Source organism: Bradyrhizobium sp., from assembly GCF_049519115.1.
In the GTDB taxonomy this organism is placed as follows: Bacteria; Pseudomonadota; Alphaproteobacteria; order Rhizobiales; family Xanthobacteraceae; genus Bradyrhizobium.
On the sequence record NZ_JBEKRB010000013.1, the window covers coordinates 91,609 to 103,546 of the forward strand.

General features: G+C 61.8%; 11 protein-coding genes. 5 read left to right on the top strand and 6 right to left on the bottom strand.

The window, feature by feature from the left end; translation table 11 throughout:
- Nucleotides 1-54: 54 nt before the first annotated feature.
- From ABSE61_RS12935 to ABSE61_RS12945, 3 genes are all read right to left on the bottom strand, one after another.
- Nucleotides 55-1,290 carry a GGDEF domain-containing protein gene (locus tag ABSE61_RS12935; RefSeq protein WP_423871504.1) on the bottom strand — a complete coding sequence of 412 codons (1,236 nt, stop codon included), beginning with the start codon at nt 1,288-1,290 and terminating at the stop codon, nt 55-57.
- Between the two features lie 92 nt (nt 1,291-1,382).
- Complete coding sequence (locus ABSE61_RS12940) at nt 1,383-2,885, bottom strand: AMP-binding protein (RefSeq protein ID WP_423871505.1); 1,503 nt, start codon at nt 2,883-2,885, stop codon at nt 1,383-1,385.
- A 36-nt stretch (nt 2,886-2,921) separates the two neighbouring features.
- Entirely contained in the window at nt 2,922-4,661 is a 1,740-nt protein-coding gene (locus tag ABSE61_RS12945; RefSeq protein WP_423871544.1) for an extracellular solute-binding protein, read from the bottom strand.
- Nucleotides 4,662-5,003: 342 nt separating this feature from the next.
- Here ABSE61_RS12945 and ABSE61_RS12950 point away from each other — a divergent pair, with 342 nt between their 5' ends.
- Complete coding sequence (locus ABSE61_RS12950; protein WP_423871506.1) at nt 5,004-5,822, top strand: invasion associated locus B family protein; 819 nt, start codon at nt 5,004-5,006, stop codon at nt 5,820-5,822.
- Between the two features lie 244 nt (nt 5,823-6,066).
- Here the strand turns inward: ABSE61_RS12950 and hspQ are convergent, their stop codons facing one another.
- Nucleotides 6,067-6,399 (bottom strand): heat shock protein HspQ, encoded by a 333-nt coding sequence (hspQ, locus tag ABSE61_RS12955; RefSeq protein ID WP_298101889.1) that lies wholly within the window; start codon nt 6,397-6,399, stop codon nt 6,067-6,069.
- Nucleotides 6,400-6,518: 119 nt separating this feature from the next.
- Between hspQ and ABSE61_RS12960 the strand changes: the two genes are divergently transcribed.
- Nucleotides 6,519-7,472, top strand: coding sequence for an AEC family transporter (locus ABSE61_RS12960; protein ID WP_423871507.1), 954 nt, complete (start codon nt 6,519-6,521; stop codon nt 7,470-7,472).
- Here ABSE61_RS12960 and ABSE61_RS12965 read toward each other — a convergent pair.
- Nucleotides 7,441-8,673 (bottom strand): UbiH/UbiF family hydroxylase, encoded by a 1,233-nt coding sequence (locus ABSE61_RS12965; RefSeq protein ID WP_423871508.1) that lies wholly within the window; start codon nt 8,671-8,673, stop codon nt 7,441-7,443. The two genes, ABSE61_RS12960 and ABSE61_RS12965, sit on opposite strands and share 32 nt — an antisense overlap.
- Nucleotides 8,674-8,931: 258 nt before the next feature.
- On the opposite strand from ABSE61_RS12965, the gene pcsA reads away from it, so the two are divergent.
- The 3 genes from pcsA to ABSE61_RS12980 all read left to right on the top strand — a co-directional run bounded on the left by pcsA (nt 8,932) and on the right by ABSE61_RS12980 (nt 11,460).
- Entirely contained in the window at nt 8,932-9,666 is a 735-nt protein-coding gene (gene pcsA / locus ABSE61_RS12970) for a phosphatidylcholine synthase (protein WP_423871509.1), read from the top strand.
- Nucleotides 9,663-10,382 (top strand): TerC family protein, encoded by a 720-nt coding sequence (locus ABSE61_RS12975; protein WP_423871510.1) that lies wholly within the window; start codon nt 9,663-9,665, stop codon nt 10,380-10,382. The genes pcsA and ABSE61_RS12975 overlap by 4 nt, the downstream gene beginning before the upstream one ends.
- Nucleotides 10,383-10,485: 103 nt before the next feature.
- On the top strand, nt 10,486-11,460 hold the full coding sequence (locus ABSE61_RS12980; RefSeq protein WP_423871511.1) for a quinone oxidoreductase family protein: 975 nt from the start codon (nt 10,486-10,488) through the stop codon (nt 11,458-11,460).
- Here ABSE61_RS12980 and ABSE61_RS12985 read toward each other — a convergent pair.
- Complete coding sequence (locus tag ABSE61_RS12985; RefSeq protein WP_423871512.1) at nt 11,450-11,938, bottom strand: GFA family protein; 489 nt, start codon at nt 11,936-11,938, stop codon at nt 11,450-11,452. The genes ABSE61_RS12980 and ABSE61_RS12985 overlap by 11 nt on opposite strands.

Genomic DNA, 11,938 nt, shown 5'->3' on the forward strand with positions numbered 1-11,938 from the left:
ATGACTGATAATGCGAGGCGGGAACAAACGTTCCGCGATTTAAATTCGGAACCTTTACGACGCCGCGCGGCGCCCTTCGTCGTCAAGACGTGCGAGTAGCGACTGCACCGTATCCTGCGGCAGAAGCGTAGCGACCGATACAGTCGGCTCGTTACGCCGCGCGTCCCTGTTGTCGTGAGCGGTATGCCGCATCACGCTGAACAGGCGGCGCGCGATCACATGCGCCGTGCGCAAATCTGTCTCGGCGAACGCGACGAGCGCCGATCCGTCCTCGCGCAGTGCGCCGAAATCCATCTGCCGCATCAGCCGGCTCAAGAGCCGCGCCCCGTCGAGCCGCGCGCGCGAATGAGCCGGATCGAAGGCAAAGCGCGCCACCGACAGTCCACCGCCATTCGCAAGCGTCTGGCGAACGGCGTTGGCAAAATCGCGGTCGAAAGCTGAAGCCGTCAATAATCCGGTGAGCGGATCGAGCAGGCCGCCGGCGTCGATCGACCGCAGCGTGCGGCTGAAATAAGCTTCAAGAGCGTGTTGGCGGATCAGCGGCCGAGCATTCGCCGCGACATAGACGGGGTCGCCAGCGATGATCTCAAGGTTCGGGAGATCATAGGCAGGCGCTAGTCCCGCACGCGTCACCACAATGGGCAGATTGCGAAAGCGCGCATCTTCGCCGAGCACAGTGAGGAAGGCATCGACCACCCGGTCAGTAAAGCCTTCACTGAGCACGATCCCGTCGATATCGCGCATATTAAGGTGTTTGGCCGCCGCCTCAATGCTCAGCGCCCCGACCACTCCCATGCGCTCACCGAGCGCAACGGAAAGCGCCGGATAGGCGCCGGCGCGTCCGACCAAAAGCACCGTCGCATCGCGAACCGGATCGAACTCGGCGATCGCTGTTTTTACCGCCTGATCACTCAGCCGGCGCAAGACCGTGGCATGGAGGGTTCGAACCCTGAGTGCGGTCCGCAAGCGCGGAAGCAGACGGTCCCAATTGCCATTTGCTTGCGAGAAGGGGATGGCGTTTTCCGGCAGCGCGCCCTTTGGGTCCGTCACAAGCAGCGGAAGATAAGGCCGAATACCGATGATTTGCCTGGCGATCAGATCGAGTTCCGCGGTTGCGCCTTCCGAGGCCGCCGCAAGAACGAGAGCAGGATGCAACTGCGCGATCGCGCGCGACGCTTCTGCCCAACTCGCTTCAATGACCGGGAACAAGCCACCTTCGCCAAGCGCCGCCATGAAGGCCGGCCGCTTGTCGTCAGACACGACGATGATCGGGCCTTGTTGCAGGGACATTGGAAATTCGGACTCAACACACGCTTGGTTCGGCGGCGCGATCCTAATTTGGCGGTCTTAATGCCGTGTCAACAAAGCTATCACGCCCGGCTTTAGCCGGGGATCGTTCGGTCCCGAAAAGCTTCCGACATCAGAGGGTTAAGCCCGAGTTCGTTCAACGCTTCGCGGCCGCGCGCATTGTCCTGGGCCCGACCGGCGAGACGGAACCCGCAGAGCCGATCGGGCAGCGCCGTCAACAACGCGCCCTGTCCGAGCCGCCTCGCCCATTCCTGAAGATCCTGCGACAGGAAACGGTAGCCGCCTACGGAGACAATTCCGGAAGGCGGCGAGGTGATGCAGATCGCTCCAGAGGCACGGTCGAGCCGAGCCGCATAACCGGTGTCGGCGCAATCGACAGGAGCGGGTGCGATCAATGAGTCAGCCGCCGGCAGCGGAGGCGCATAGGCAGCCACCGTCACCATTGGACCCCGCAAGGCCAGCGTGCCCTTGGGCGTCAGCACGGTCTCTCCGGCAATCGAGGTGCCCGGCACGTCGCGCGGAGCGCCATGCGGGCCCGGCATGATCGGCACCGGCGTGCCATCGGCGGTTCGCCGCGCCCCGAACAAACCGACCTCGCCGAACAGATAGACGTCGGTGAACCTCGCCTGCTCCGCCGTCCAGTGCGCGCTGGAGGCGACCTGTTCCGGCATGCGCCAAAGACCAATCACATGACGCATTGTCGGCAGCCGCGAGGCCATGTCGGCGTCGGTCAGCCGCAACGCCATCGCGGCCGGCGCCACCAGCGTGTCGCAGCCGCATTCGTTGATCTGCCGCTCCAGCGCTTCGCCATCATACGGGTGATGCAAGGCAAGCATCCCGCCGGACAACAGCCAGAGCAGGAGTGATGAAGTCACCCCTGCAAAGGACGAAGGCGCAAATGCAGACATCAGCCGCGCCCCCTGGGGCACGCGGCTTTCGAGGAAAATGGCTAGTCCCCCCGCGATCAGGTTGAGGTGGGTCCGCGGCACCGCTCGCAGGCCGTCAGTCGTGACGTCGAAGGAGATCAGCGCGGCCTTGCGGCCGTCCTGAACCACAGGACGCTCGCTCGACGATGCGTTCTTCAAGGCCAGGTCGAGGGAGGCCATGCCTTCCGGCAGATCCTCGCCGAACCCGCAGACGTGGCGGATCGAAAACGCCTCCGCCGCTGCGTTCATGGCAAGGTCGGCATGGCTGACGCCATCGATTTTGGACGACGTCACGATCGCCCGCGCGCCGGTGCGATTGAGCGCCGCCGTCAGTTCCGCCTGCCGCCAAAGCTGCGGCAGCAGGGCCACGATCAATCCGGCGCGATGGGCCGCCAGCACCGTGAGGACGAACTCAACGGTATTCGGCAATTGCACGCCGACCACGGAATTGATCGGCAGGCCGGCTTCGACGAAATGCGCCGCCAGCGCCGAGATCGCCCGGTCGGCCTGGGCGAAGGTCATTCGCCGCGGCGCCTGGCCGGTGACACGGGACTTGTTGAGCGGGTCGAGCAACGCCGGCGCGTCGGGATGACGCGCCAAAATCCTCTGAAACAAGCCGTCGAGCGTTGGCGATACGTTGGTCTGGATCACGGAAATTGGCTCGGGTGCGAATCGTCTCGGTCGAGCCTACTTCGTTTGCTGCGGCCGATACCACCAAGTTTCCGGGAGATACCCCGTCAAAGCTGTGGCTTGCGGACGTTCTATTCGATTCCACCGCGCGATCCATTGCTCCCGAATGTTAAAAACCGGGATGGCGTAAAATCCCGACATCAGGGACCGGTCGAGCGAGCGAACCGCCGAGACGAAGGTGCCGTGATCCCGAGCCGCCAGCATGTCGCCGATCAAGGCGTCGATCGCCGGGTCCCTGGCACCCATATAATTTCGCGTACCCGGATTGTCGGCCGCTTCGCTCCCCCAATAAAAGAACTGCTCGTTGCCGGGCGACAGCGATTGATCCCAGCGGTTCTGGATCATGTCGAAATCAAAGCCGAGACGGCGCTGATCGAACTGCACGGCATCCACCGCGCGGACGGTTGCCTCGACGCCAGCGCGCTTGAGATCGCGCGAAAAGGCGAGCGCAATGCGTTCCTGGTCGCGCGAGGTCACCAGAATTTCGAAGGCGAGGGGCGTCTTGCTGCTGCGCTGCCGAAGGACCGTGCCGTCAAGTTCGTAACCGGCCTGTGACAGCAAATTCAGCGCCTCGCGCAAGTTCGCCCGATCCCGGCCCGAACTGTCGCTGACCGGCAGGCGGTAGCTGCCGTCGAGGATGTCGGAGGGGATATGCGAGGCATACGGCCTGAGGAACCCAAGTTCACGCTCGTCGGCAGCGCGGCCATAGGCCGAAAGTTCGGAACCGGCGAAGAAACCCGCCGAACGGCCATAAAGCCCGAAGAAGTAGTTGCGATTGATCCATTCGAAGTCGAACAAAAGGGTGAGGGCCCGCCGGAGCCGAATGTCGGAGAACACCGGCCGGCGCGTGTTGAAGACCAGATATTCGGAAGGCTGCGGCATCCCGGCCTTGATGGTGTCCCGGATCACCTCGCCATTGCGTGCGGCCGGAAAGTCGTAGCCGTCATGCCAGCGCAGCGGCTCGGTCTCGACCCTGAAATCGTAGAGGCCACGCCTGAAGGCTTCGAAATAGCCGTTGGCCTCGCGATAGTAATCAAGCCTGATTTCATCGAAATTCCATAAACCGCGATTGAGTGCGAGATCGCGCCCCCAATAGTCGGGGTTTCGCATCAATGTCACACTCGCGCCAGGCTTCACGGCGCTAACCCGATAAGGCCCCGAGCCCATCGGGGAAGTCATCGAGGTCTCCTCGAAAGTTACGGGATCGATGGCATGGCGCGGCAAGATCGGCATCAGGCCGAGGATCAACGGGAGTTCGCGGTCCTGCGCGCCGCCGAAATCGAACCGCACCGTCAGCGGGTCCAGCGCTTCGGCCTTGGCGACCTTCGAATAGTAGGTGCGGTAATTCGGGCGGCCCTTGTCGCGTAGCAAAGCCCAAGAGAACAGCACATCGTCGGCGGAGACCGGCTTGCCGTCGGAAAAGCGCGCCCGCGGATCGAGATGGAAGGTGACGTAACCTCTCGCCTCGTCGGTCTCGACGCTTCGGGCCAGAAGCCCATAGAGCGTGAAGGCCTCGTCGTTGCCCCGTGCCATCAGGCTTTCGACCACGTAGCCCCTGATCTGCTGAACCGCCAATCCCCGCACCACGAATGGGTTGAGGCTGTCGAAGGTACCGAGAATACCCTGCGCCAGCCGTCCGCCCTTCGGGGCGTCGGGATTGGCATAGGGCATATGGGTGAACGTGGAGGGCAGCGCCGGCTCGCCATGCATGGCAATCGCGTAGCTTTCCCCAGCCATGGCCCCGCGGCCGGCCAAACCCAAAAGGACGAAACCCAGGAAGGCGCAGAAAAGGGCTTCGATACGCCAGCGCGCCGATATCAGCCATTTGGCGCGCCGATTTGATTGGGGCTGGTTCACACTTTCCTGTACCACGAGCATTCGTTTCTCACGGTGACATGCTTACGAGCGACCTCGGCATTGATCTTTTCGTCCGCCTCTGTATGAAGGCGTCCAATTGACCAATCGGGCAGGGGCATGTCACGCATCCGCCTCAATTGGCAAGGAGACAGCCGCCAAAATGGCCGGGTTTCGGTGCCTGCAGCGGTTTTCGGCGCTTCCGTTCAGAAAGGGTTTTCCGCAATGAATTTCCGTATGTTGGCCGCGCCAGCCTGGCCGCGCGGCCGCGTCTTCGCCTTGATGGCGGTCACCGCCCTGGGAGCCGCGTTCCTCGCGACCGACGTCTGGGCTCAGGCGCCGGCGCCTGCCCCGGCCACTCCTGCGGCACCGAAGGCCGCTCCCAAGGCCGCTCCGCCGAAGGCCGGCGCCCCGAAGGCTGCGCCTGGCGCACCGGCGGCGCCAGCGGCTCAGGCAGCTCCGCCGGCAGGTGCGCCCGCGGCGGCCCCGCCAGCCGACCAGCAGGTTCAACTGATTTACGCGCCCTGGACCAAGTTCTGTCTCAAGGGCCAGGACGCCAACGCCAAGCAGGTCTGCTTCACCGGCAAGGACGGTCGAATCGAGTCCGGCCAGCCAGTGGTCGCAGCCGTCGTGATCGAGCCCGAAGGCGAGCCGAAAAAGATTCTTCGCGTCACGCTGCCGCTCGGCATGCTGCTCGTTCACGGCACCCGCATCATCATCGACAACAACCCGCCGGCGCAGAGCCCCTATGTGATCTGCTTCCAGAACGGCTGTATGTCCGACTATGACGTGACCCCGGATATGGTCGCCAACATGAAGAAGGGGCAGAACCTCGTCGTTCAGGCGATCAGCTCGAACGGTCAGCCGGTAACACTGGCACTGCCGCTTTCCGATTTCGCCAAAGCTTATGATGGTCCTCCGACCGACCCGAAGGTGTTTGAGGAGAACCAGAAGAAGCTGCAGGAAGAATTGCAGAAGCGCGCCGAGGAAGCCCGTAAGAAACTGGAAGCTGGCGGCGCAGCCGCCAATCCGGCCGCGAAGTAAGCTTCCTGGCATCACGAACAAGAAAGGCGCTCGAACCGAGCGCCTTTCTCTTTTGTGCTGCCCTTTTAAAGTTGTTCGTCGCTAGTGGTCCGATTCTAACATTTGCATCCCGATCTGGCAGGCACTTTTGCAAATGTTAGAATCAAAGGACCACTAGCAAATATAAGCTTCTAGTGGAGTTTTGGATTTGACATTCGCTTCACGCATTCCCGACCACGGGGTCGCGAATGTCAAATCCACTCCACTAGTTGAGCGACGGATTGCGCGGCCGGTAGCCGCCGGACTTGTCCTTCACGAAAATCTCGGCGACCTGCGAATGCCGGATCGGCTGACCTGAATCGTCGGGCAGAAGATTCTGTTCCGAAACATAGGCCACATATTCGGATTCCGAATTTTCGGCGAGCAGGTGATAGAACGGCTGATCCTTGTGAGGGCGGACCTCTTCGGGGATCGACAGCCACCATTCTTCGGTGTTGTTGAATTCCGGATCGATGTCGAAAATGACGCCGCGGAAAGAAAAGATCCGGTGGCGGACGATCTGTCCGATCTGGAACTTGGCGGTGCGCGTTTTAATCATACCTCGTCGAATAGACCATGATGGCGCGTGATGCTAGAGGCAAACGGTCGAAATTAACGTTAGCCGCTGATCTCACACGCTAAATCGGGGCCGACAATGACAAAAAGAGCCCCTCTCGCATGGCCGATATTCTCAACCTTGCCCTCCCTTATTTCAGTCTGATCTTCATTGGTTTTGCCTGCGGCAAATTCCGCCAGTTGCCCGAGCAGGGCCTGGCCTGGATGAACTTCTTTTTGGTGTATGTTTCGCTGCCGGCACTTCTGTTCGGCATCACGGCGAAAACGCCTTTTGAAGAACTCAACAACCCGCCGTTTTTGATCGCGACCACATGCGGGACAGCGCTCGCATTCTTTCTCGCCATGGGCGCGGGACGGCTGATCGGCGGTATTTCATTCCGCGACGCGACGCTTGCCGGACTTGCGGGCGGCTACGGCAATATCGGCTATATGGGCCCTGGGCTGGCATTGGCGGTGCTTGGTGCGAAAGCGTCCGCGCCGACGGCGCTGATTTTCTGCTGCGACAGCATCTTCCTGTTTTCGGTGGTGCCGCTGCTGATCGCTCTGACCGATAACAGTGACCACCACTGGCTGCATGCGCTTGGCCTTTTGGTCAAACAGATCGCGCTCAATCCGCTGATCATGTCGGCCTGTGCCGGCGCGCTCGCAGCCGCTTTTCATTTTCATCCGCCCGTCGCCATCGACAATACGTTGTTGTTTTTGCAAAACGCGGCTGCGCCGATGGCGCTGTTTGTGCTGGGGGTGACGGTCGCGCTGCGCCCGTTTGGCCGCGTGCCCTGGGAAGCGCCCGCGGTGGTCGCGGTTAAACTGCTGATCCATCCGCTCATCGTATTCGCGCTGATGCTCTTGATGGGCCCTTTTCCGACTTCGTGGGCGCCCACCGCCGTGTTGATGGCGTCGCTTCCGCCGGCCTTGAACGTTTTTGTGATCGCCCGACAGAACGACGCCTGGATCGAGCCGGCCTCGGTTGCGGTGATGATCGGGACCTTCGCCTCCGTCGTCACCCTGACGGGTGCGATGTGGCTTATTCAGACCGGGCGGCTGGTGTTTCCGTAACGCTGCGGCCGGCAGGCGACGTGCGCCATGACGGCGCGAGGCCCTCGCGCATCGCCAAACGACGAAGCGGTCCGACCGAGCCGATCAGATGCAAGCCGGCGGCGCGCAGCGACTGCATCGGCAGGAATGCGCTCAACAGAGAGCGGTTGGCCATATCGATCGCAAACGTGCGGCTCATGACATCGGGGCGCCGCACCGAGGCATAACGGTTCATCACAACAGGCGAGCCTGGATCTTCGCTCGAGGCGAGAGCATTTCGCACGATCTCGGCGATATCGGCCGCATCGCGCAGCCCCATGTTGAGGCCTTGCGCGCCGATCGGCGGCAGCACATGCGCGGCCTCGCCGACCAGCACGATACGCGTCCTTGCGAACTGCCTCGGCTGCTCGATGACAAGCGGAAATCGGTTTCGACCGGGCTCGACATGCAAGCTTCCCAGGATCGAATGTGAGCGCAGTTCTGCGGCGTCCGACAATTCTTCGTCGCTGAGCGCCATCAGCCGTTCGGCTTCCTTCGGCTCTGATACCCACACCACGCTGGAGCGGCCTCCGCGCAGCGGTACAAAGACGCAAGGTCCCTGCGGCGTGTGAAATTCGGTCGAAATGTTGTGATGCGGGCGGGAATGACTGACATTGAACGTCAGCGCCGCCTGAGGTAGTTCGTTGCGTCTGACGGTAATGCCGGCGGCCTCCCGGCAGAGCGAGTGCCGGCCGTCGGCGCCAACCGTCAAGCGCGCCGATATCGATCCGCCGCCCGCCAACTCAATCGTAACGAAATCATCCCCGGCACTAACCGTAGCCGCCTCATCGTCGAGCCGCGTCAGGTTTGAAAGCGTCGCCGCGCGTTCTTCCAGCGCCGACACCAGGACGCGGTTCTCGATATTATACCCGAACACATCGAGGCCGATCTCGTCGCAGGAAAACTTGACCTCCGGCGCCCGGATCAGGCGGCCGGTGTCGTCGATCAAACGCATCACGCGCAGCTCGGCGGCCTTGTCCTGGCAGTGCGGCCAGATCTCGAGCGCCTGCAAAAAATCGATCGATCCGCCGAGAAGCGCTGTCGTGCGGTTGTCGGCATAAAGCGATCGCCGGGCGACCAGCGCGGTGTTCGCGCCCGATTGCGCAATCGCAATGGCCGCCGCCAACCCGGCAGGTCCGCCGCCAATAACGGCAACGTCATAGGTCGAGGAATGATCGCTCATGCTGCGACATTTGACCTTCCCTGCGGCATTTTCAAGCCCGCTCATATTGGAGGTGGATTTGAAATTCGCTGCCGTATTGGCCGCAGACTCGTAAAGCGAATGTCAAATCCAAAACTCCACTAGAAACCCAATTTGCCAGTGGTCCTTTGATACCAGACCGGGATGCAAATGTTAGAATCGGACCACTAGATGTGCAAACGCGGAGATTCCTGATAGCAGTTGCTGACAGCCATGTCGCAAATCGGCACATCATCTCAAATGGATCAACGGACTCCAAAGCCACTTCCCCAGGGTTCGTCCATGCAGCGGGCTGCGGCATTTTCGGTGCACGTCTTCACAGCGCTGGGCGCTGGTGTCGCACTTCTCGCGCTAATGGAAGCCGTTCGCGAGCACTGGACCGCCATGTTCTGGTGGTTGGGCGTGGCGCTGGTGATCGACGGCGTGGACGGTCCGATGGCACGGCGTCTTGATGTCGTGGGCCTCCAGCCGAACTGGTCGGGCGAGGTGCTCGATCTCGTGGTCGACTTCGTGACCTACGTTTTTGTGCCCGCTTATGCCATCACGGCCAGCGGCATGCTGTGGCCACTCGCCGCACCGGTGCTCGGAGTGGGCATCTCGGTCTCGGGCGCGCTCTATTTTGCCGACCGCCGCATGAAATCGGACGACAATCATTTCCGCGGTTTTCCCGGTCTGTGGAACATGGCGGCGTTCTATCTGTTTCTGCTGCACTGGCCGCCGGCCGCTTCCAGTCTTGCGGTCGCAATCCTGATCGTTCTCACCTTCATGCCGTTTCATGTCGTTCATCCCGTCCGCGTCGCGCGCCTGCGTTGGCTGACGTTGGGCCTGATCGGCGCCGGGACGGTCCTGGCGATACTCACGCTGATTGACGATTTCGAACCAGGCACCGCCGTGACCATCGCGCTCTGCGCGATCGGCCTTTATGTCGTCGGCAGCGACAGCGCCATCCGGCTCATCAGGTCGCTCAACGCATGATGGCGCTTCTGACAAGCCCGGAGGCCTGGGCGGCCCTGTTGACCCTGACGGCGCTCGAGATCGTTCTCGGTATCGACAACGTGATCTTCCTTTCGGTTGTCGTCTCCGGCATTCCGCCGCAACAGGCCAAGCGCGCGCGCCAGATCGGGCTGGCGTTGGCGCTGGTGTTTCGGATTCTGCTGCTCAGCCTTCTCGTATGGCTGATCGGGCTGACCCGCGCCGTCCTGACCGTACATGATCTCGCGTTCTCGTGGCGCGACATCATCCTGATCGCTGGCGGGCTGTTTCTGATCGCCAAGGCCACCCACGAAATCCACCGCGAGGTCGAAGCGGGGCACGATGCGCCAGCGCCAGAGTCAGGCAGAGGTGCCTTTTTCAGGGTGATATTCGAGATCACCATCATCGACATCGTGTTCTCGCTGGATTCGATCATCACCGCGATCGGTATGGCGCAGGACCTTCCGATCATGATCTCGGCGGTCGTCGTTGCCTGCGTCGTGATGTATGCGGCATCGGGTCCGGTGGCGCGATTCGTCGCGGAGCATCCGACCACCAAAATGCTGGCACTGGCGTTTCTGGTCCTGATCGGCGTGGCGCTGGTTGCCGATGGTTTCAAATTCCACATTCCGCGCGGCTATATCTACTTTGCGATTGCGTTTTCCGCGCTGGTCGAGCTCTTCAACGTGCTGGCCCGGCGCAACCGCAGCAAAGCCTAAATAGTTAACCGTCTTGACGCGTGGCGTGACCGCGCGCCGAGTTGACAAGGCGGCCTCGATGTCATTCGCTCGCGACGATGGAAACACGTGAGGAGAGGGGCGAATGACCAAGGCCGTGCGGGTGCACAAGGTGGGAGGTCCGGAGGCCCTGGTCTATGAGGACACCGAATTACCGGCGCCGGGCCCCGGCGAGGTCCGCATCCGTCAGCATGCGGTCGGCCTGAATTTCATCGACACTTACTATCGCACTGGCCTCTACAAGGCGCCCGGCCTGCCGTTCATCGTCGGCAACGAGGCCGCAGGCGAAGTTCTCGCGGTGGGATCGGGGGTGACGAATTTCCATCCCGGCGATCGCGTGGCTTATTACGTGAACCTCGGCGCCTATGCCAACGAACGCAACATCCCCTGGGAAAGGCTGGTCAAACTTCCCGATCATATCACCTACGAGCAGGGTGCCGTGCTGATGCTGAAGGGGCTGACCGTCTGGTACCTCCTGCACAAGACGTTCAAGGTCGAACCGCATCATCGCGTGCTGATTCATGCAGCTGCCGGCGGCATCGGGTTACTTGCCTGCCAATGGGCGAGGGCGCTCGGCGCGCATGTGATCGGCACCGTCGGCTCCAAGGCCAAAGCGGATCTCGCGCTCGCCAACGGCTGCGATCACGTCATCCTCTACAACGAGGAGGATTTCGTTGCGCGCGTCAAACAGATCAGCCGCAACGAATTGTGCGATGTCGTGTATGACGGCGTCGGCAAAACGACCTTTCCGGGTTCGCTGTCGTGCCTCAAGCCTCGCGGCCTGTTCGTGAGCTTCGGCAGCGCGTCGGGCCCGGTCCCGCCGTTTGCGATTGCCGAACTCAACAATCACGGCTCGCTGTTTGCGACCCGGCCGAAGCTCAACGACTATATCGGCAAGCGTTCCGAATTGCTGGAAGGCGCCGACACGCTGTTTGCCGCCGTGATCAACGGCAAACTGCACGTGCCGATCAACCATGCCTACGCGCTGAAGGACGCCGCCAAGGCCCATACCGATCTTGAGAGCCGGGCGACCACTGGCGCCTCGATCCTCAAACCGTAGGGGAATGCTGCCACATTCGTTGCCATTTCTCGCTGAGCGGCGCAAAATCCTCCGGCATAATGTCGAAGCGCTCCGCTTGGTTTGGAATCCGCTCCCACGCCTGCGCGCTCTGCAAATAGATGTGGGCGATCGGCCGTAGCCAGGATGCATCGTCAAGGGTACCCGCGCGAACGACAACAACGTCGTTACGCGCGTTCTTTACGCCGTACAGGCGTCCGCCGCATTCGCCGCAAAACCAATGGGTGATCGCGACGCCGCTTGAGCCCATCTGACGCCAGGATTTCGGTTGACCGCGGGTGAGGGCAAAGCTGTCGGCCATAACCGGCATCGCCATGCTAAAGGCGCTGCCAGCGCTACGTCGGCAATCGGCGCAGTGGCAGGCATATACGAGAAGCGGCATGGCGTTGACTGAGAACCGTACCGCTTCGCAAGGACAGTCTCCGCCAAGCGGTAGCTGCGGCGAAAATAGTTTACCCAT